The sequence below is a fragment of the Chryseobacterium soli genome (assembly GCF_000737705.1).
In the GTDB taxonomy this organism is placed as follows: Bacteria; Bacteroidota; Bacteroidia; order Flavobacteriales; family Weeksellaceae; genus Chryseobacterium; species Chryseobacterium soli.
In genome coordinates, this window is sequence record NZ_JPRH01000008.1 from 87401 (window position 1) to 107585 (window position 20185).

The 20185-nt window shown below is 38.4% G+C and carries 19 protein-coding genes; 5 read left to right on the forward strand and 14 right to left on the reverse strand.

Annotated elements, in window-relative coordinates; all coding sequences use genetic code 11:
- Positions 1-35: 35 nt before the first annotated feature.
- The 12 genes from IW15_RS16720 to IW15_RS16775 all read right to left on the reverse strand — a co-directional run bounded on the left by IW15_RS16720 (position 36) and on the right by IW15_RS16775 (position 10895).
- Positions 36-2153 carry a type IA DNA topoisomerase gene (locus tag IW15_RS16720; RefSeq protein WP_034713734.1) on the reverse strand — a complete coding sequence of 706 codons (2118 nt, stop codon included), beginning with the start codon at positions 2151-2153 and terminating at the stop codon, positions 36-38.
- Between the two features lie 128 nt (positions 2154-2281).
- Complete coding sequence (locus IW15_RS16725) at positions 2282-2713, reverse strand: hypothetical protein (RefSeq protein WP_034713736.1); 432 nt, start codon at positions 2711-2713, stop codon at positions 2282-2284.
- An 85-nt stretch (positions 2714-2798) separates the two neighbouring features.
- A complete protein-coding gene (locus IW15_RS16730; RefSeq protein ID WP_034713737.1) occupies positions 2799-3542 on the reverse strand; it encodes a M17 family peptidase N-terminal domain-containing protein in 744 nt (247 codons plus the stop codon).
- Positions 3543-3682: 140 nt separating this feature from the next.
- The gene (locus IW15_RS16735) at positions 3683-4558 is read right to left on the reverse strand and encodes a pirin family protein (RefSeq protein WP_034713739.1); all 876 of its coding nucleotides are present in this window, start codon (positions 4556-4558) and stop codon (positions 3683-3685) included.
- 265 nt (positions 4559-4823) lie between these two features.
- Entirely contained in the window at positions 4824-5627 is an 804-nt protein-coding gene (locus tag IW15_RS16740) for a helix-turn-helix domain-containing protein (protein ID WP_034713741.1), read from the reverse strand.
- Between the two features lie 182 nt (positions 5628-5809).
- On the reverse strand, positions 5810-6388 hold the full coding sequence (locus IW15_RS16745) for a Crp/Fnr family transcriptional regulator (RefSeq protein ID WP_034713742.1): 579 nt from the start codon (positions 6386-6388) through the stop codon (positions 5810-5812).
- A 9-nt stretch (positions 6389-6397) separates the two neighbouring features.
- Positions 6398-6709 (reverse strand): hypothetical protein, encoded by a 312-nt coding sequence (locus IW15_RS16750; protein WP_034714082.1) that lies wholly within the window; start codon positions 6707-6709, stop codon positions 6398-6400.
- A 131-nt stretch (positions 6710-6840) separates the two neighbouring features.
- Positions 6841-7464 carry an alpha/beta hydrolase gene (locus IW15_RS16755; RefSeq protein WP_034713744.1) on the reverse strand — a complete coding sequence of 208 codons (624 nt, stop codon included), beginning with the start codon at positions 7462-7464 and terminating at the stop codon, positions 6841-6843.
- Between the two features lie 2 nt (positions 7465-7466).
- Entirely contained in the window at positions 7467-8420 is a 954-nt protein-coding gene (locus IW15_RS16760; protein WP_034713745.1) for a ring-cleaving dioxygenase, read from the reverse strand.
- A gap of 124 nt (positions 8421-8544) precedes the next feature.
- A complete protein-coding gene (locus tag IW15_RS16765; RefSeq protein WP_034713747.1) occupies positions 8545-8838 on the reverse strand; it encodes a GNAT family N-acetyltransferase in 294 nt (97 codons plus the stop codon).
- Positions 8839-9035: 197 nt separating this feature from the next.
- Complete coding sequence (locus IW15_RS16770) at positions 9036-9968, reverse strand: ring-cleaving dioxygenase (RefSeq protein ID WP_034713749.1); 933 nt, start codon at positions 9966-9968, stop codon at positions 9036-9038.
- A gap of 132 nt (positions 9969-10100) precedes the next feature.
- The gene (locus IW15_RS16775; RefSeq protein ID WP_131368584.1) at positions 10101-10895 is read right to left on the reverse strand and encodes a hypothetical protein; all 795 of its coding nucleotides are present in this window, start codon (positions 10893-10895) and stop codon (positions 10101-10103) included.
- A 525-nt stretch (positions 10896-11420) separates the two neighbouring features.
- Between IW15_RS16775 and IW15_RS16780 the strand changes: the two genes are divergently transcribed.
- The 5 genes from IW15_RS16780 (at position 11421) to IW15_RS16800 (ending at position 17809) form a co-directional block, all read left to right on the forward strand.
- Positions 11421-12419 (forward strand): EamA family transporter, encoded by a 999-nt coding sequence (locus IW15_RS16780; protein ID WP_165585216.1) that lies wholly within the window; start codon positions 11421-11423, stop codon positions 12417-12419.
- 20 nt (positions 12420-12439) lie between these two features.
- Positions 12440-13468, forward strand: coding sequence for a methionine ABC transporter ATP-binding protein (locus IW15_RS16785; RefSeq protein WP_034713752.1), 1029 nt, complete (start codon positions 12440-12442; stop codon positions 13466-13468).
- Positions 13461-14117, forward strand: a complete 657-nt coding sequence (gene metI, locus IW15_RS16790; RefSeq protein WP_034713754.1) for a methionine ABC transporter permease MetI — start codon at positions 13461-13463, stop codon at positions 14115-14117. The genes IW15_RS16785 and metI overlap by 8 nt, the downstream gene beginning before the upstream one ends.
- A gap of 319 nt (positions 14118-14436) precedes the next feature.
- The gene (gene metQ / locus IW15_RS16795; RefSeq protein ID WP_034713756.1) at positions 14437-15246 is read left to right on the forward strand and encodes a methionine ABC transporter substrate-binding lipoprotein MetQ; all 810 of its coding nucleotides are present in this window, start codon (positions 14437-14439) and stop codon (positions 15244-15246) included.
- A 352-nt stretch (positions 15247-15598) separates the two neighbouring features.
- On the forward strand, positions 15599-17809 hold the full coding sequence (locus IW15_RS16800; protein WP_394331250.1) for a glycoside hydrolase family 3 C-terminal domain-containing protein: 2211 nt from the start codon (positions 15599-15601) through the stop codon (positions 17807-17809).
- A 321-nt stretch (positions 17810-18130) separates the two neighbouring features.
- On the opposite strand, the gene IW15_RS16805 is transcribed toward IW15_RS16800, so the two are convergent.
- Entirely contained in the window at positions 18131-18691 is a 561-nt protein-coding gene (locus IW15_RS16805; RefSeq protein ID WP_034713759.1) for a DUF2652 domain-containing protein, read from the reverse strand.
- Between the two features lie 55 nt (positions 18692-18746).
- Positions 18747-20168: an efflux transporter outer membrane subunit gene (locus IW15_RS16810; protein ID WP_051882137.1), complete on the reverse strand. Its 1422-nt coding sequence runs from the start codon at positions 20166-20168 to the stop codon at positions 18747-18749.
- Between the last annotated feature and the right edge of the window lie 17 nt (positions 20169-20185).

Below are 20185 nucleotides of genomic sequence, written 5' to 3' on the forward strand. Positions count from 1 at the left end.
ACAAATTACATAAATATTTTTCAATGTCGTAACCATTAAGTAAGCTGAACCTGGAAATCATCTGACAATAATAAAACACCTTCTGTCAAGCCGTCAGCATGGGTGCTGAATCCTTTTAATTTTGAAGTTTTACTCTTTAAAATAAGGTCTAACAATTGTTTTTCAGAAAGTTTTTTACCAAAGATCTCAAAGGATATTTTAAATCCGCAGTTTTTGAAATCGGAACATCCTACTGCCGTTTTGCCTTTAATCAGGTTATTTTCTTTACATTTCGGGCACTTGGTTTCTTCCCAGGATTGAAGTTCCTTTTTGGGAGTAGGTTCTCTTTTTTTCTTTTCCACTACTTTTTCTTCCTCCTGTAGCATAATCACTTTTCCTTTTCCATCGACCACTTTCTTAGTGAGTTCTGTTACCATCTGAATCAATTCTTCTTTAAACTGATTGGCTTCATATTCACCGCTTTCAATTTTACGAAGTTTTAATTCCCATTCTCCTGTTAATTCAGGGCTCTTCAACAATTCGTCTTCAATGGTATCGATCAGTTGAATCCCGGTTTGCGTGGCAATCAGGTTTTTTCTTTTCTTTTCGATGTATTGGCGTTTGAAAAGGGTTTCAATGATGTTCGCACGGGTTGAAGGTCTTCCAATCCCGTTATTTTTCAGCATTTCGCGAAGTTCTTCATCGTCTACCTGTTTTCCGGCAGTTTCCATCGCCCGCAGAAGGGTTGCTTCCGTATATGGTTTCGGTGGCGTAGTTTTTCCTTGGTGGATCATCGGATCATGAGGACCTGTTTCACCAGCAGTAAATTCAGGAATGGTCTGTTCTTCTTCTTTGTCTTTATCTTTTTCGGAAGGTTCCTTGGCATCTTTTGCATACACCGCTCTCCATCCCGGTTCGAGAATCTGTCTTCCGCTGGTTTTGAAAGGGATGGTTCCTACTTTTCCCTCCACCAGTGTATTTGAAATTTTACATTCCGGATAGAAAACGGAAATAAAACGTTTCGCTACCAGATCATAGATCAGTTTTTCTTCCCGGCTTAAATTCTGTGAAGGTGGAACTTCTGTCGGAATAATCGCATGGTGATCGGTTACTTTCGCATCATCAAAAACAGTTTTCGATTTGGGAATCGGCTGCTCCAGCAAGGGAGCAATTAAGTCCTGGTAGAAATGCATTTTTCTCAGAATGCCATCAATTTTCGGATAAAGGCTTTCTGATAAATAAGTGGTATCCACACGCGGATAGGTAACATGCTTTTTCTCGTACAGACTCTGGATATATTTCAGGGTACTGTCTGCAGAATACCCGTATTTTTTATTGGCTTCCACCTGAAGTCCGGTCAGGTCAAAAAGTCTTGGATTTTTCTCTTTTCCTTCTTTAATTTCAAAGGAAACAATCTCAAAAGGATTTACTTTAAGATATTCCAGCCCTTTTTCTGCGCGGTCTAAGGTTTTTAAACGGTCGATGGCTGCATTGAAAATAACGTCCCGGTATTTGGTCTTCAGTTCCCAATATTCTTCGGTGGTAAAGGCATCAATCTCTTTCTGACGCTGAACCAGCATTGCTAACGTCGGAGTTTGCACTCTTCCGATAGAAAGAACGACTTTATTCCCGCCAAATTTTTTGGTAAAAAGCCGGGTCGCATTAATCCCCAATAACCAGTCTCCTATTGCTCTTGCATTTCCTGCAAGATAGAGATTCTTGTAATCTTCGGCCGGTTTTAAGTTTTCAAAACCTTCTTTAATCGCTTCTTCGGTAAGGGAAGAAATCCATAACCGCTGAATGGGTTTGTTGCATTTTGCTTTCTGCAATACCCAACGCTGAATGAGTTCTCCCTCCTGCCCGGCATCCCCGCAATTGATCACCTCATCACATTCTTCCACCAATCTTTCAATGACTTTAAACTGATTTTCAACGCCTTTGTTCGGAATTAATTTGATTCCGAAATTATTGGGAATAATGGGCAGTAAAAATAAGTTCCAGGATTTGAACTGAGGCCCGTAATCATGGGGTTCTTTCAGTGTACAAAGGTGTCCGAACGTCCAAGTCACACAATAGCCGTTTCCTTCCATATAGCCCTGTTTAGGCGTAGTTGCGCCCAATACTTTGGCGATATCTCTGGCAACACTGGGTTTTTCGGCAATACAAAGCTTCATGAATAATCGGATTATAGAAAGGGTTGCAAAAATCGGGATTTTTTTTGGATTTTGCTAATTTAATTGGGGAGTTGATCTCTAATAAGTTGTAGGTACCAGCATCCCAAACCTCCCAACAATATTAATGATTATGAGCTGACAAACATTACTTTTTCTGCACCGTTTATTATATTCAGATCCAGCCTTTCAATAAGAAAATTTACATCCTCAGCAAACTTCTCATTCAGATAACCCTCTTCAATATTATGTCCATACGCTATCTTTTTATAGAAGTCAGGTTGTTTTTTCAATGCATTCTTCAATTGTACCAGATTAGATTTTAAAACCTCCAGATCAATATATTCTTCATAAAAATTCCAGAAATCCAATATTTTCAGGTCAACATGTAAGACTCTTTCTATTTGACACAATAATCTGTCATCATCTTCCGGACTCTCACCGGTCATAACCAGATTTAAACCGTCTCTTCCGTCAAAATGGTATTGATCTCCCAATTCCAGATATTGCCATAAAGGCTCCTCTTTATCAAATACAAAACTTATTTCAAGTCCTAATCCCATATCATTTTCTTGAAAAGTAAATATAACACAAATCCCCCTTTATAAAAAGAGGGCTCGATCAACAATAGTAACGAAATTAAGTTCATTATTTCTTTTTTACTTCTGCAATGGCTTCTGAAATCCCGCCGCCTGCAGTCTCAAAGAAAGATGGGCCTGCCAGCAGATATACTTTTTCTAATTTCTTTGTATTGGAAAGGTTATGTTCTCTTAGGTAAATTTCGAAACGGCTGGCCAATACAATTCCTTTTACTACATTTCCGGCTACCAAAGCGGTGGGAGAATCAATTCCGGCGTCTTTCAGATCGCTGGCAAAGGCAAAATTGGTTACACCCAGTCTCATCGCTTCACGAGCGGCCACTTCACCTACAGAAGCCATGAGTTCAGGAGTGAATGCATTGCGGTCGCCCAATCCGATTAACAATAGTTTTTTTGCTGACATGGAGCCCGCAGGTGGCGTAATCAAAATGGTTTCTAATGAATGTCCCTTAAATTGTCCTGACTGTCTGATTTTGGTGAGTTCACCTTTCAAAGCTTCATCCAAATGGACCAATCCGTTCAGATTGGCGGGTAAAGCCTGAGGGCTGTGGATGTCGTTTTCAGTATATTCAAAAACACAGGCTACCTGAAGCTGGGCATCTGCGGAAGAAGGTCCCTGTACCAGCCCGATCATTGAAATTCCGTTTACCGAGCCCCAGTTTTTGGATGTTCCGATAGCAGTGAGTACCAGAGAAGCTTTTGTAGTGGTTGTTTGGGCAAAAGTAAAGCTTGAAAATACTAATCCTGCGATAAGCAATGATTTGTTTACTGTATTTTTTAGGGTATTTTTCATGGTATTTTGTTTAGATTTTTTGTTTTTTTAATGAAAAGACGCAAAGGTTTTATCTGCTTTGTATTTTTAAGGCGCCAGGCGTTTCACTTCAGCAAGAAATTAAAGACGGTAAATTTTCTATCCTGAAATTCTCCAATTGATTACATCGTCATCGGAACTTCCATCAATAGAATTTCAGTTCCATCCGTTGTTGATTTTATATTCAAATCGGCAATATCCCAGACTCCAAAACCGTCTCTTTCTTCGACTTTCTGCCCCTCAATCTCCGCATTTCCTTTGATGATAAAGGCATAGATTCCGTTTCCTTTTTTCTTTACCTGATACTGTGTTTGAAAACCCTTTTCAAAAGTTCCTAAGTGAAACCAGGCATCCTGATGAATACAAACTCCTTCATCATCTGCATTGGGAGATACAATCTGCTGAAATATATTCTGTCTTTGGGCTTTATCCAACGTAATCTGGTCATATCTTGGGGGCACATTTCTTTTTTTAGGATAGACCCATATCTGAAGGAATTTTACAACACTATCACTGTTTTTATTATATTCACTGTGCATAATTCCCGTTCCGGCACTCATCACCTGGATATCCCCACTTTTAATCACTGCGGCATTTCCCATGCTGTCTTTATGCTCCAGGTCGCCTTCTAAAGGAATACTGATGATTTCCATATTATCGTGCGGATGGGTTCCAAATCCTCTTCCTCCTTCTACCTGATCATCATTTAAAACTCTCAATACTCCGAAGTGCATTCTTTCGGGATTGTGGTAGTTGGCAAAGCTAAACGTATGATTGCTCACCAGCCATCCGTGGTCGGCTTTTCCTCTTGAATCCGCTTTGTGAATCACGGAATTATCTTTAATTTTAGAATCAGGATTGGGTAAATGATTATATCCGATCGGTTCTAACGGCTCGATTTCATCAATTTCATTTTTCATGGTATTTCCCAGTGAAGCTGATGCTACAAACATTCCTGTTCCTAATAATCCTTTCTTTAAAAAATCTTTTCTGTCCATATCGTTAGTGATTATTTGATTTTGATAATACAAATGTAGGGCGATGAAAAATCCTGTACATTTAACTAGTTTAATAAATTGCTTGAATGTGAAAAAATTTCATCTCGCTGATCTTGTAAATTTTGAAACATCTTTTAGTGGTTACAAGTTTTGATTAATAATTGTACTCTCGCGGATTTTGCGGATTGAGCAGATTTTTTCTTTGGTGGAAAGAATGGTGAAGATAATTGAAACTGATTTAAAGTATTGTTGAGGGTATTTTGTATCAAATAATATGACCATCAGACGCCTGTTTCTCGCACTTTGTTTTCCGGGCGAATGCGGCGGGTGTCATTCCGGTATAGCGTTTGAATTCCCGGCTTAGGTGGGATTGGTCCGTATACCCCAGTTCATGGGCTAAACCGGCAAGATTGGAATCCGGGTACAGCCATAAATGATTTCGGACCTGTTCAAAACGCATCAAAGCAGATACATCTTTCACGGTGTAGCCTGAAGATTGCTTAAATTTCCTTTCCAGTGTACGAATCGTCGCGTGAGCTGATGCGGCAACCTCACTTACCGGCAACGTTCCGTTAGCGGCTCTCATGGCAGCTCCTGCTTTGAACAGCATGGTGTTAACGCCTACCTGAGACCGTAAACTGATAAAGTATGCTGTGACCAAAGCAATGGCTTCTTGTATTTGCCCGGCCTGGATCAAGTGGGGCAATTGGAATTGCAGATCGGTAACCGGATGCTCCAATAAGTGCAGCCCGTCTTTACCGGATGGCAGCCCAAGCAAATCAAAAACCGTCCATGGAAAGCATCTGATGCCAATAATTTCTAAGGTATCTTTAGTATTGAAAACTGCTGGTTGATTGAGGAGCCCCATAATAAATGGTGACGGCAGCGGGCGGAGGGTTCCATCATAAGATATGCTTAACGTACTCCCAAAATGAAAAATAATTTCAGCATAGCCATCGGGTACTACTTCAAAATCAGACTGTACTTCTCCAAAGTGCTTTCTGTTATACCAAAAGCACTTTACGGTATCCTGAAGTTCAACAGGCGCATCAAATTCCTTATGTTCCATTTTGAAGATTTGAAATTTTCAGAATTAAATTATAACCAGCCTAATTGCCTACTGATTTCGCTGAAAATCAACAGCAATTTATACATTATATGATCAATATCAAAACAGAAAAAACCAATCACTATTTAATGATGAGTTCGAAGCCTTTTCATAGAAATTTTGTAAAATAGTAATGGTAGCACTTATTTACTGGCCAGCCGTTTCCTGATAGTGCTTACAAACTCTTTTGAAACTCCTAAATAAGAGGCAATATAATACTGCGCTACTCTTTGAGGAATCGTAGGATATACTTTGATGAATTCTAAATACCGGTCTGATGCACTTTTTGAAATGGTATTGACCAACCGGTTCTGAAGGGTAACCAGATTTCTCTGTACCAGCATCCTGAAAACGCGTTCAAATTTCGGAATTTCCTGAAGGAGTTTTTCTTTTGTCTGCGGATTCAGCATGAATATCTCAGAATCTTCAATGGTTTCAATATATAAATGAGAAGCTTTCTGATCCTGAAACGATGCAATATCACTGATCCACCAGTCTTCAATTGCAAATAATATAGTCACTTCAAAACCATTATCATCAAGGTAATACACTCTTACACAACCTTTGTGGATATATCCTTCAAACTGGCAGATCTCTCCTTCCCTCAATAAAACCGTTTTCTTGGGAAAAGTCTGGCAGGACAGCAGATCGGTGAAAAATTTTTCTTCTTCACTGCTGAGGTCAATAAAACGGGTGACATTCTTGATGATATTTTCAAACATAGGACAAATTTATGGCTGCAAATTAGGAAAAAGACTGTAAACTTCGTTCTTCAACAGTCCACTTCCACCACCATAATGGTCGATTACTTTAATTTCCTTGCCTGAATTTTCGCAAAATACTTTAATCTCCTTTTCAAATTCTTCTTCCAAACCGGAACTCAAGAGGACAATATCTACCTGATTTTCTTCAATATACTGATAACATAAGGCTTCATCATTTTGAATTTCCGCCTGCCAGCCTTCATTATTCTCTATAATCCGTTGTAAGGTTTCCAGAATTTCCTGATTTTTCCCGATGACCAGGAATTGTAGTTTTTTCATTGGGTTGATGGTTTTTTGGTTGATAGTGTTTAGTGAATTTTTCACTTTTCCAAAGCAGCTAAAGTACTTAGATATCAGACACTAAACTCTCAAATCATATATCTGATGTCTGGTATCTGATATCTTTACTCTTAATTTACAAAAACGATTGAGTTCGCCAGCTCGATTTCTTCCTGATTGATAGAATGTCCAAAGTTGGCGTATACTTTTTCAGTCACTTCCGCATTCATTTCCCGCAAAATATTAGCTGTTGCATATACTCTTTCAACGGGAACATGAAAATCGGGATCGCTGGTTCCTATAAAAATGGGGGTCTGTGCAAAATCACCTTTATAATTCCCGCGGTTAATTTTATCGCCGATCAAGCCTCCGATAATTACGGCAGCACCTCCATACCGCTGTGCATTTCTTGCTAAAAATTCCAGGGTAAGACACGCTCCCTGAGAAAACCCGAAAAAGTATATATTTTCTGCTTTTATCCCTGCATCCAACACAGTTTTTACAGTTTCCTGAATGTTTTCTATAGCGGAAGACAGCCAGGGTTCATTTTGCTCTGTCGGTACAATGAACGAATAGGGATACCAGGTTCCGTTCGTAGCCTGAGGAGCCAACAATGCATAATCATCTACGTTCAAATGCCGGGATAAACTTAAAATATCCTGCGCACTTCCCCCTCGCCCGTGAATCATAATCAATGCTTTCTGCGCCTGATTTAATGGTTTTCCTGAGGTTTTTATATCTAAAATATGATTCATTTTTATGTATATTTTTCTGTTGGATAATTAATGACCGGAAGAACATCAATCAAATGTGCTCTTTTTTCTTCAAACTGATCTGGAAGCATCAGGTCTTCACCTAAGAATGCCAGCTCTTCATCAACATCGAATCCGGGGCCCGAAGTGGCGATTTCAAATAAAACACCTCCGGGTTCTTTAAAATAAACCGATGTAAAATATTTACGGTCTTTCACTTCTGTATGCTGTAACCCGTAGGCATTAAGTTTTTCAATCATTTCCAGCTGTGACTGGGCATCAGGCGTTGCAAAGGCAACATGATGAACGGTTCCTCTACCGGCAAGACCTTTCAACGTTCCCGGGGCAGCCAATAGATCTACATATTTCCCGGGAAGATCTTCTGTTCCTAATCTTATCCGGTTTGAAGTCTCTTTAATCAGCTTATGATCCATCTGTGTCGTCAAAAGCGCCGCCGTTCTTTCATAAGATTCCAGCCAGATCTCTACGTGATGAATCCCTTTAATGGCATATTCTCCTGGAATATTTCCATTGTTATACCCTTTTCTGGAATCTTTATCATTAAAAACCAGTTCCAAACCAAGCCCGTCAAAATCTTCAAGGTAAATGAATACTTCCCCCGAAAACCTTTCCTGAGGCTGTTTATAAGGAATATTAAACCTGTCGAGACGCTCCAGCCAGTAATCCAATCCACTTAAAGCAGTTGAAAAAGCGGTAGTATTCAGCATTCCTTTGCCATGTCTTCCGTTAACCAGACCTTTCCCGTACGGAAATGTGGTCATAATGGTTCCCGGAGTTCCGAATTCATCTCCAAAATAGAAATGATACACATCCGAATACTCAAAATTGACCGTTTTTTTAACGAGACGAAGTCCCAAAATACCGGTATAAAAATCTATATTGTCCTGTGAATCGCCCGTAACAGCGGTAACGTGGTGAAGTCCTGTAATAAGTGGCATAATTGGTTGTTGGTTAATGGTTGACAGTGTTTAGTGTTTAGTGTTTAGTGTTTGGTTTTTAGATCTTGGCTCTAGTCTTTTATCAAGTGATTGTCTGATGTCTGAAATCTAGCATCTTTGTTCTTTAATCTTCCTTAAACCAAACATCATTATATTCTTCCGGATGACGCTTGAATTGTGCATGAACATATGGACAAAGCGGTACAATTTTCAAGTCATTTTCCCTGGCGTGGGAAACCAGTCTTTCCAGTAATATTTTCGCAAAACCTTTCCCTTCATATTCGGGATTAACTTCGGTGTGATAAACGGTCAGTTTTTTTCCGATGATGGAAATATCCATTTTGCCTGCTTTGATATCGTCTGAGAAAAGCTGGATTTCTCCTTTTCTGCCTTCCATTATGATTTCTGTTCTTTCCATTTTTTTATTAGTTGTTGGTTAGTTGATAGTTATTGGTGTTTAGTTTTTAGATCTTAACTCTTTGTTCTTTATTCTTGACTCTCTAGTCCTTATTAAGATTAATAGTCTGATGTCTGGTGTCTGAAATCCAGCATCTTGAATCTCGGTTCCTGAATCTAAAAACGAAGATAAAACCTTTGCTACACCTGAATAATATCCTATGATAACTTCGGTAAAACCTCTTCTATTTTCGCTCTCAATCCTTCGTGCTGTTTAGGTAATCTTAAATGGGTTCCTAATTCCTCTAGCGGTTCATCTACCGTAAATCCAGGATTATCAGTGGCAATTTCGAACAAAACACCTCCCGGCTCTCTGAAATACAGTGAATAGAAATAATCCCGGTCTATTTTTGGCGTAATGCTCAATCCGGCAGCCATTACTTTTTCACGGTATTCCATTAAAATCTGATCATTTTCTACACGAAAAGCAATATGGTGATTCGTTCCAGCTGCATTTCTTCCAACAGGAATCGCATTATTTTCAATAATATCTATGAAGTTGGCAGTATCGATCGTATCGGTAGCAAAACGATATCTTTCTCCTTCTTGCTTCTGCAGATCATATCCTAAAATATCAGTCAGGACTTTGATCGTAGGATCAGCTTTTTTCAAGGTAAGCGTTACATTGTGAAATCCTTTTAGAGCATTTTCGCTTTTAATATCTTCTGTAGTCCATACTTTACGGTGATCTTCAGTCGTAGGTTCAATAAACTGCAATTGTAATCCGTCAGGATCTTTAAAAGAGATCATTTTTTCACCAAAAACTTCGCCTTCTTCTGCAGAAACGTTATGTTTTTGTAAATGATTTTTCCAAAATCCTAAGCTTCCTTTCGGAACTGAATAACCGATATGAGTAGCCAATCCACTTCCATTGGTTCCCTTCCCAATTCCTTCCCATGGAAAGAAAGTAAGGATCGTTCCCGGAGTTCCATATTCATTTCCAAAGTAGAAATGGTAGGTTCCCGGATCATCAAAATTGACCGTTTTTTTTACTAAGCGCAGGCCTAAAACCTGAGTATAAAAGTCAAAATTTCTTTTTGCATTATCAGCAATTGCCGTGATATGGTGCAGTCCTAATATTCTGTTTTGCATGTTGTTTTATTTTGATGCTAAATTACAACGGCTACAGATCCTGCACATTTAACTAGTTTAATAAATCAACAAAACATTTATTTTTATTGGAATTTATCCTTTTACAACATCAAACTCTTTTACATTATACACTTAAAAGGATTCCCTATGAGCTTCAATGGAAACTGTTCTTGTCTTTTCATCGATGTAGACCCTATAGTTTATTTTATTTTTAACAAAATATATTCTCCATTGGTTTTCTTCAAAATCCTTATCAATATCCAGTTTCAAATTCATCTTTAACAAACATTCTGCAACATCATCTGTAGCTGCGTGGCCAGCCTTAGGGATGATCAATAATTGCTTATTTTCATAGGAGACAGATCTTTCTTCATAATAATTCACGTCCGGAAGTTTAGGGATTTGGCGGTCTAAATCCATTAGATAGATTTTCATTACCTGAATTAATACATCACGAAAAGAAATTGCATATTCAAATTTTTCAGTTTCTATATCTTTCCCGTTTCTTCTATGTCTCTTTTCTATCGGAAGCCGGAAATTAGAATGTATTTTAGGAACCAATTCGGAGAATAATTTTTCAGAAGATATAAGATATCCGGAAGAGTCATAGATATTCCTTTCTGTAATTTCACCTTTAAGCCCCATATAATCGGCGAGATAGACTTTATTTTCAGCATAGGTTTTATTTTTCTTGCCTGGGGAATAGTTTATACAATAGGTCGAAATATCATGGCTTTGTTTTGAACTTATTTCAACACAACCTTTGTTAGGTTTTGAGATGCTATACTCAGCAGTATCTATCGTTTTTAAGGAATTGAGTCGATTGATATTCAATATATTATTTTCTGATAATTTTGTCCCTTTCTGCGATTGACAGGAAATAAGAACTGCGTATAGAAAAAATATGGAAGGGAATATTTTATTCATGAAAATCATTTTAACTGCGGATTATTTTTAAGGGGCTTCTTCAATTGAAAATACCTGATTCTGTATAGCTTTGTGCAGCTTCTAATATAAGTTTATTTTAGGAAAAATTTGAAGGTGAAAGATTTTAACCCCATTTAAACATTGTTAGTTTCACGATAATAACACTGTGATTATCTTAGTATTAATCATAATCATACAAAAAAATAGTAAGTTTAAAAAGTTAATAATCAACCCATTAATCATTAAGTAAAAAAATATTTTACACAAAGTCTACTTTTTTAGTAGACTAATAAAAATATATGTCTTATATTTGCAACCGTATTCAGGAAATAAAGTAATGAAAACAGCATTGAAAAATAATTCAGCAAAAAAACACACCATCGCCATCATGATGATGGACTGCTGTATGCCTGTATTTCATGACTTCTTCTGTGGTTGACCTTACTTTTATATGACATATTTTTAAAGGCCTTACCACGTTGTAGGGCCTTTTTTATTTCAATGAACAACATTAAAAACATAGCAATGACTCACTCTAAGAATAGCTGGCTGATTCCCGTCGCATTCACCAATATTTATGTAATCTGGGGGATTACATTTTTAGCCATTTCTTTCGGATTAAAGGGATTTCCTCCTTTTATACTTTCCGGATTCAGATTTTTAGCAGCAGGGATACTAATGTTGGGATACCTTACCGCAAAGGGAGAAAAAGCCAATTCAATCGTTAACTGGCGAAAAAACGGCATCACGGGAATCCTGATTCTTACCGGAGGAACCGGACTTGTCGCTTGGGGAGAACAGTACATTACAGCTTCTGAAGCAGCGATTACCATTGCTACAGGGCCGTTTTGGTTCATTGCAATTGATAAGAAAAACTGGAAATATTATTTTTCAGATAAGTTCATTCCCATAGGTCTTGTCATAGGTTTTATCGGATTGATTTTATTTCTGAAAGGAAGTGTGAACGCGAATGTCCATCATTCAGGGATAAGCAGTTCTCTTAGAATTACCGCATTTATTGTTTTGGCAATAAGCTCTGTGGTCTGGGTATTGGGTTCTTTATATTCCAAGAAAAACCCTGCCGGCCACTCTACTTTTATGAATATTGCCCAACAGCTGATCATTGCCGGAATCGCTTCTTTTATCATTGCTTTTTTCAGAAAAGAATGGGATCATTTTTCGGTTACCGCAATTCCATTATCCGCATGGCTGGGATTATTATTCCTGATTTTCTTCGGTTCTATTATCGCTTATCTTTCTTACATATGGCTGTTGTCGGTAAAACCGGCGGCTTTAGTAAGTACCCATACCTATATTAATCCAATTGTAACAGTCATTGCTGGCTGGATTATTGCTAATCAAACGATCAACGGAAATCAGCTGTATGGCTTATCCGTCATATTAACAGGAGTTCTTCTTACGAATATTACCAAATATTTCAAGCTTTCAAAACGGTCGAAAGTAAAAATCAGAAAAGTAATAAGATATCTTAATAAGACTCACAGACCTTATCAACCTATATAAAGTACAAATAATTATCTATAATGATAGAAATAAAGAACATTTCCAAAACATTTCATCAAAAAAAACAGTCTTTTAAAGCTCTGGACGACGTAAGTCTACAGGTTGAGCAGGGAGACATTGTGGGCATCATCGGTTTTTCGGGAGCCGGAAAAAGCACCCTGATCCGCACGGTGAATTTATTGGAAAAGCCAGATGAAGGACAGATCATTATCAACAATAAAGATTTCACAACATTAACCTCCAAACAGCTGGCGAAAGAGCGTAAAAAAATAGGAATGATCTTTCAGCACTTTAATCTGCTCTCTTCCAGAACCGTTTTTGATAATATTGCCCTTCCTCTGGAACTGGATCATATTCCTTCCACGGAAATCAAGAAAAAGGTTAATGAACTTCTGAACATTGTAGGACTTGAAGATAAAGCCAACGAATATCCTAAAAGTCTTTCAGGAGGGCAAAAGCAAAGGGTTGCCATTGCAAGAGCGCTGGCCAATGATCCTTATCTTCTGCTTTGTGATGAAGCCACCAGTGCGCTGGATCCGGCAACGACGCAGTCAATCTTACAGCTGCTCAGGGATATTAATCAGAGATTAGGAATTACCATTTTACTGATTACTCACGAAATGGATGTTATCAAGGCCATCTGCAAGCACGTAGCCGTCATAGACAAAGGAAAACTACTCACCAAAGGAACACTCAGTGAGATCATTTCGGACCGGGAAAATCCGATTATCAAACAATTTATAAACTCAGGCATCATGACTATACCTCAGGAATTCAACAAAAAATTACAGAAAGAGCCTCACGAGGGGTTATTTCCATTGATCGAAATCGAACTTAACGAACATATCAGCGTTGAAAAACTGCTTTCAAAGATCTATGACGAATACAAAATTCCTTATAAATTATTAAAAGCTGATGTAGAATATCTTGGAGACTCCAATTTCGGAAAATTGCTTTTGCAGCTGCAGGGGGAAACCGAAGACAATCAAAAAGCGATCTATTATTTCAACCAGAATAACATTCAAAATACAGTAAAAGGATATGCTTAGTGATTCAGTAATTTCTCTCTTATCAAAGGGAGTTTGGGAAACCGTTTATATGACTTTTGTTTCAGGATTTTTCGGATTTGTATTGGGGCTTCCTGTCGGCATTCTTTTATTTTTAACGAGAAAAGGACAACTGCTGGAAAATATCGTTTATCATAGGATTGCCTCTATTTTGGTTAATATTTTTCGGTCTATTCCATTTATTATATTAATTGTCTGGATGATCCCCTTTACAAGAAGCTTAGTGGGAACATCAATTGGTGTCAACGCCGCTTTGGTTCCCTTAAGTATCGGAGCAGCTCCTTTTATCGCCAGACTGGTAGAAAACAGCCTTCTTGAAGTTCCGCAAGGTTTGATTGAAACGGCAAGAGCTTTAGGCGCTTCACCATTTCAGATCATCAGAAAAGTACTGCTTCCTGAAGCCCTTCCATCATTGATTAATAACGCAAGCATTACCCTTATCACTCTTGTCGGCTATTCTGCAATGGGCGGAGCGGTAGGTGCCGGCGGATTGGGCCAGATCGGATATCAGTATGGCTATATCGGATATGATGTAGTGATCATGAATCTGGTACTGGGCCTACTGGTAGTATTGGTCTTTGTGATCCAGTTTGCAGGTGATAGATTGGCAAAGCGTTTTGATCACCGATAATAGCTTTGTTAAAGGAATATTGATCGTCTCGAAGTTTTTAAAGTATCGCAAAGGCGGAAAGTTTTCTTTAGGATACGAGTGTTTTTAAGACGCAAGAATTGTATCTGCGATACAATTAATAAAAAATGATAGGTTAAAACTCCTGAAAATCTTTGATTTTCTTGCGCTTTATAATCTGGATCGAGATTATAAAACCTTGCGATCTTGGCGTTTAAAACAAAAGACTCAAGCCATACATCGATAATAAAACATAAAGAAATAAGGCTGGTACCGCACCACCACATAACAAATAATTGTAATTAAAAATAAATAATATATAATGAAAAGAATAAAGATTCTTAGTGTACTGGCTGCCGGATTACTGGCTTTCAATGCGTGTAATTCAACAAAAAAAGATGATCCTAATTATATTAAAGTAGGAATCACCTCCGGACCGGAACAGGAAATTGCAGAAACCGCTAAAAAAGTGGCAAAGGAAAAATACAATCTTGAAGTGGAACTTGTTTCATTCAATGATTATGTGGTTCCGAATGAAGCTTTAAATAACGGAGATATTGATGCCAATGCATTTCAGCACAAACTATATCTTGAGGAACAGTCTAAACAGAGAGGTTATAAACTGGCTGCGGTAGGAAATACTTTTCTATATCCGATTGTAGCGTACTCCAAAAAAATTAAAAACATCAGCGAACTTCAAAACGGAAGCACAGTAGTGATTCCAAACGATCCTACCAACGGAGGACGCTCCCTTCTTTTATTACAGAAAAACGGATTGCTGAAGCTGAAAGATAATGTAGGACTTCTTCCCAAAGTCACCGATATTGTGGAAAACCCCAAACAGCTGAAAATTGTAGAGATCGAAGCACCTCAGCTTCCAAGAGTTTTGGATGACAAGGAAGTGGTTATTGCGATTATCAATAATAATTTTGCAGCACAGGCCGGACTGGATGCCAATCAATTCGGGATTTTTAAAGAAGATAAAAACTCTCCGTATGTCAATCTGATTGTTGCCAGAGAAGATAATAAAAATGCAGAAAAAGTTAAAAACTTTGTCAAAGCCTATCAGTCTGATGAGGTGTTGAAAAAAGCCGAAGAAGTTTTCAAAGGCGGTGCCGTAAAAGGCTGGTAATTCTATTATGAATAGTATTGGGTACATTATAAACGATCTTATATCTGCTATAGTGTACCCTTTTTTTATTTTTCTGTTTCCGTGACTACCCCAAAGTCTTTTTAATCAATCAAAAAACACATCCCTAATTAAAACTTACAAATAAAGTAACAATAGCTTCCTTCTTCTAAATAAAAGCTGCAATTCTTCCGGTAAAAACTTGGTTAGAAATAACCATTTGTTGATAAATATTATTTTCTCAATATGAGATAATAATATTTTTGCTTATTTTTGTTACGAATCAATAAAAAGGTTTTTTATGTTAAAGAAAACTGCCATTGTAAGTTTATTCACTCTTATTTCCGTTTCTTATATGGCTCAAAATAGTACCAGTCTACCCGTTTATTTAGATGAATCTAAACCTGTAGAACAGCGTGTTCAGGATGCCCTTTCCAGAATGACGCTGGAAGAAAAAGTAGCAATGCTTCACGCTCAGTCAAAATTCAGTTCTCCTGGAGTTCCGAGATTGGGAATTCCTGAATTCTGGACTACTGACGGCCCTCACGGAGTTCGCCCGGAAGTAATGTGGGACGAATGGAACCAGGCAGGTTGGACGAATGACTCTATTATTGCTTATCCCGCATTGACGGCATTATCTGCCACATGGAACAAAAAGATGTCCTGGAACTACGGAAAAGCGTTAGGTGAAGAAGCCCGATACCGAAAAAAAGACATCCTTTTAGGTCCTGGAGTTAATATCTACAGAACACCCCTGAACGGAAGAAACTTTGAATATATGGGCGAAGATCCTTATCTGACCTCAAAAATGGTTGTTCCCTACATCAAAGGAGTACAGTCGAATGGTGTTGCAACTTCTGTAAAGCATTTTGCACTCAACAACCAAGAAATGTTCCGTCATACAAGCAATGTAACGATTGATGACAGAACGTTATATGAAATTTACCTTCCACCTTTCAAAGCAGCAGTTACGGAAGGAGATTCATGGACGATTATGGGAGCGTACGATATGTACAAAAATCAGTATGCAAGCCAGAATCAATATCTGTTGAACGATATTTTAAAAGGAGAATGGAAATACAAAGGCGTTGTTGTTTCAGACTGGGGTGCTGTAAATAATACGGAACAAGCCATCCACAACGGATTGGATCTTGAATTCGGAAGCTGGACCAACGGACTTTCTGCCGGAACCAAAAACGCTTACGATAATTATTATTTAGCAAAACCGTATTTGGATTTAATTAAATCCGGAAAAGTAGGAACCAAGGAACTTGATGATAAAGTAACAAGACTGCTGAATTTAGCCTATAAAACAACGATGAACCGAAATAAGCCTTTCGGGAATATTGCTTCTGACGAACATCAGGCGGTCGCCAAAGAAATCGGTGAAGAGGCGATTGTTTTATTGAAAAACCAGGGGAATGTGCTTCCTATTAATCTTGCTACCACCAAGAAAATTGCTGTTATCGGAGAAAATGCCATCAAAATCATGACGGTCGGCGGTGGATCTTCTTCTTTAAAAGTAAAATATGAAACCCTTCCGTTAGATGGAATTAAAGCCAGATTCGGAAAGCAGGCCGATGTGCAGTATGCAAGAGGATATGTAGGAGATATCGGCGGTGAATACAATGGCGTGAAATCCGGTCAGGATTTAAAAGATACCCGTTCTGAAGCTGAATTATTGAATGAAGCGGTAGAACTGGCTAAAAAATCAGATGTTGTAGTTTTCGTAGGTGGATTAAACAAAGCGGACTTCCAGGATAGCGAAGGTAACGACAGAAAAAGTTATGGACTTCCTTACAATCAGGATAACGTAATTGCTGCATTGGCTAAAGCCAATAAAAATCTTGCCGTAGTTCTTGTGTCCGGAAATGCCGTGGCGATGCCATGGATCAAAGAAGTACCTTCTGTTCTTCAGTCCTGGTACCTGGGTTCTGAGGCTGGAAACTCTATTGCTTCTGTACTGGCCGGAGATGCCAACCCATCTGGAAAACTTCCTTTTACGTTCCCTGTAAAGCTTGAAGATAATTCAGCACATCAATTGGGTGAATATCCTGGGAATAAAGAAGAATTTGCAGCAGGAAAAGGAAAAGACCAGCAGCATCCGATCAATATTACTTATAACGAAGGAATTTTTGTAGGTTACCGTTGGCATGATACCAAAAAGATCAAACCACTTTTTAGTTTCGGACATGGATTGAGTTACACCACTTTTGAATTCGGAAAAGCAAAAGCGGATAAAACGGTTATTGCTCCGGAGGATACCATTACATTCTCTGTTACCGTTAAAAACACAGGAAAAAAAGCAGGTGCCGAAGTAGCACAGCTGTATATCAGCGACCTGAAATCTTCCGTTCCACGTCCTGCAAAGGAACTGAAGGGTTTTGAAAAAGTATTTTTGAATCCGGGAGAACAGAAGGAAGTCACTTTCACCATCGACAAAACAGCCTTAAGCTATTTTGACGCTGATAAACACGACTGGGTTGCAGAACCGGGTGATTTTGAAGCACAGATCGGAAATTCTTCGGATGCGATTAAAACAAAAATAAAGTTTACTTTGAAATAATTTAAAATTTAGAATCATTACAGCAAAAGAGCACAACGAATTGTGCTCTTTTGTTATTTCTACTACGCAATGGTTATGATTATTCGATTGTGGAAACTTCTACATATCCCTTTCTCTTTTATTCGATACACCAAAATTGGATTTGCGCAGAATCCCTAAACCTTACAGGTTTAAAATGAAAACAAAAATAATATAGAATATTTTCAAAATTTGATAGTATCAAATGATATTATTATCAAGAATATCTTGTCAACCTTTCCTGGTCATAAAAAAAATACCCGAATTTCTTCGGGCACCGCATAGCAATTGACAAGGAAAAAATTAAATATGCTGTTCTACTTTTTCAAAATAATGGATCACTCCTACTTCCGGAATGGAGCGTGTATCAGCCATACATTCATTTTCATAATTTCTGCTGTTCTCTAAAAATGAATGACTGAACAATACATAGGAGGGCTGCTCGGCAAATTCATTTTTAAGGAGCTGATGCGCTTCTACGATAGTTTTACCGTATAACTTTTTAAAGCGTCCAATCGTATATTGTGAGAATTTTCCGTAATGAACAATAAATTTCAACGAAAGATCAATAGTCGTGCTTAAGATCTCATTGAGTTCTTTGATTTTAAGGGTAAAGGCATCCTGCATCTTACACAGCATGTTAGAAATATTCCGGTAGGACGGATTTTTTTCGTACCGGTAAAATAAGATCGCATCTCCTTCGATTTCTGAGATCTCAAAATACTGGTTATTCATATCGATAAGTGTGGAAAGGAGCTGTCTGACAATATATTCTCCTGTATATAGTTTTGTATTGAATACAAATTCGGTAAATCCATTAAGATCCGGAATAAGTATGATACCCTCTTGTATATTTGCATTCATAGTATATGTTTTAAAAACCTGCTGTATCTATAGACGCAACAGGTTTTATTTTACTTTATTGCCAACCGCCTCCTACCGAGCGGTAAAGAGCGGTTATTGCGTTTAGGCGTTGGGCTTTCAGTGAAGCTAGATCCAATTCAGCCTGCAGCTTATTGGTCTGTGCAATGATCACTTCCACATAGGTCGCTGCATTATATTTAAATAAAATATCTGCTTTCTTCACAGCTTCACCCGATTTCACGGCCAATCCTTCAGCAATTTTCTGCTGCTCTTCAAGCTTCTGAATCTGCACCAGCGCATCGGAAACCTCACCTACCGCTTTCAACACAGACTGCTTAAAATTAATCTCCGCCTGATCTGCCAGTACTTTCGATTGCTCATACTGGGTTTTCAGCTGTTTTCCATTCAAAATAGGCTGCGCAATCGTTCCGGCGATCATTCCAAACAGAGAACCGGGAACACTGAACCATTTACTGGCCTGAAAAGCATTCAATCCGCCTTGTCCGGTAATATTCAGTGACGGATACATGCTCATTTTAGCCACATGAATAGCCGCTGCACTTTTTCTCACTTCCAGTTCGGCACTTTTCACATCCGGTCTGTAGCTCAATAATTCTGAAGGAACTCCCGCTGCAACCGCAGCAGGTGATTCAACATGGTTCAGTCCTGCCTTTCTTTCAATCACGTCAGGCATCGAACCTGTCAAAAGACTCAAAGCATTTTCCTGTACCGCAATGGAACTTTCAATTGCCGGAATGGTTTTTAAAATCTGGTCTTTTACAATTTCCTGCTGCTGTACGGCTAAGGCAGTTGTCAATCCCACTTCCTGCTGTTTTGTTAAAAACTTTAATGTACTTTCAGCGTAGATAAGGTTGGATTTCGTGATTTCCAGCTGGGTATCCAGCATCAGCAGGTTATAATATCCCTGTACTACTGAAGCTACCAGTCCGGTTTTTACGGCTTTCGCAGCTTCCTGGGTTTTAAGATATTCCACTAATGCCTGTTCTTTACGACCTTTAATTTTACCCCAAATATCAGCTTCCCAGGAAATATTCACAGCACTGCTGTAATCTTCGGTATACTTTTTTCCCATAAATTGACCGGCCATCATCCCGTTCATACTGTTGTCTGAAGGGCGGCTAAGGCTGGCATTTCCAATCGTAGCGCTTATGGTTGGAACATTTGCCCACTTGCTTTGGTTGTAGGCTAAAGAAGCGTATTCGATTTGTTTTAAAGCCACCAAAAGATCATTATTCTGAAGAACAGCTTTATCAATCAATGCGACCAGTACCGGATCTTTAAAAAAATCTTTGTAGCTGATCTCGGCAATATTCTCTTCCTGTTCTCCTGCCTTGACGGTGTCACTTCTAAAAGCTTCCGGCATTTTCACCTCCGGACGCCCATATTTCTGGACCTTACAGGAAACTGCAGCTCCTGAAATTAATGTTATATATGCTATATTTTTAATTGAATTCATTGTTAAAAATCATTTGA

Coding starts and splice junctions, on each gene's coding strand:
- IW15_RS16785 (WP_034713752.1), top strand. CDS start 12,440: ATGATAGAAATAAAGAACATTTCCAAAACATTTCATCAAAAAAAACAG.
- IW15_RS16730 (WP_034713737.1), bottom strand. CDS start 3,542: ATGAAAAATACCCTAAAAAATACAGTAAACAAATCATTGCTTATCGCA.
- metQ (WP_034713756.1), top strand. CDS start 14,437: ATGAAAAGAATAAAGATTCTTAGTGTACTGGCTGCCGGATTACTGGCT.
- IW15_RS16725 (WP_034713736.1), bottom strand. CDS start 2,713: ATGGGATTAGGACTTGAAATAAGTTTTGTATTTGATAAAGAGGAGCCT.
- IW15_RS16750 (WP_034714082.1), bottom strand. CDS start 6,709: ATGAAAAAACTACAATTCCTGGTCATCGGGAAAAATCAGGAAATTCTG.
- IW15_RS16805 (WP_034713759.1), bottom strand. CDS start 18,691: ATGAATGCAAATATACAAGAGGGTATCATACTTATTCCGGATCTTAAT.
- IW15_RS16775 (WP_131368584.1), bottom strand. CDS start 10,895: ATGAATAAAATATTCCCTTCCATATTTTTTCTATACGCAGTTCTTATT.
- IW15_RS16760 (WP_034713745.1), bottom strand. CDS start 8,420: ATGCCACTTATTACAGGACTTCACCACGTTACCGCTGTTACGGGCGAT.
- IW15_RS16740 (WP_034713741.1), bottom strand. CDS start 5,627: ATGGAACATAAGGAATTTGATGCGCCTGTTGAACTTCAGGATACCGTA.
- IW15_RS16720 (WP_034713734.1), bottom strand. CDS start 2,153: ATGAAGCTTTGTATTGCCGAAAAACCCAGTGTTGCCAGAGATATCGCC.
- metI (WP_034713754.1), top strand. CDS start 13,461: ATGCTTAGTGATTCAGTAATTTCTCTCTTATCAAAGGGAGTTTGGGAA.
- IW15_RS16780 (WP_165585216.1), top strand. CDS start 11,421: ATGACTCACTCTAAGAATAGCTGGCTGATTCCCGTCGCATTCACCAAT.
- IW15_RS16770 (WP_034713749.1), bottom strand. CDS start 9,968: ATGCAAAACAGAATATTAGGACTGCACCATATCACGGCAATTGCTGAT.
- IW15_RS16765 (WP_034713747.1), bottom strand. CDS start 8,838: ATGGAAAGAACAGAAATCATAATGGAAGGCAGAAAAGGAGAAATCCAG.
- IW15_RS16755 (WP_034713744.1), bottom strand. CDS start 7,464: ATGAATCATATTTTAGATATAAAAACCTCAGGAAAACCATTAAATCAG.
- IW15_RS16800 (WP_394331250.1), top strand. CDS start 15,599: ATGGCTCAAAATAGTACCAGTCTACCCGTTTATTTAGATGAATCTAAA.
- IW15_RS16810 (WP_051882137.1), bottom strand. CDS start 20,168: ATGAATTCAATTAAAAATATAGCATATATAACATTAATTTCAGGAGCT.
- IW15_RS16735 (WP_034713739.1), bottom strand. CDS start 4,558: ATGGACAGAAAAGATTTTTTAAAGAAAGGATTATTAGGAACAGGAATG.
- IW15_RS16745 (WP_034713742.1), bottom strand. CDS start 6,388: ATGTTTGAAAATATCATCAAGAATGTCACCCGTTTTATTGACCTCAGC.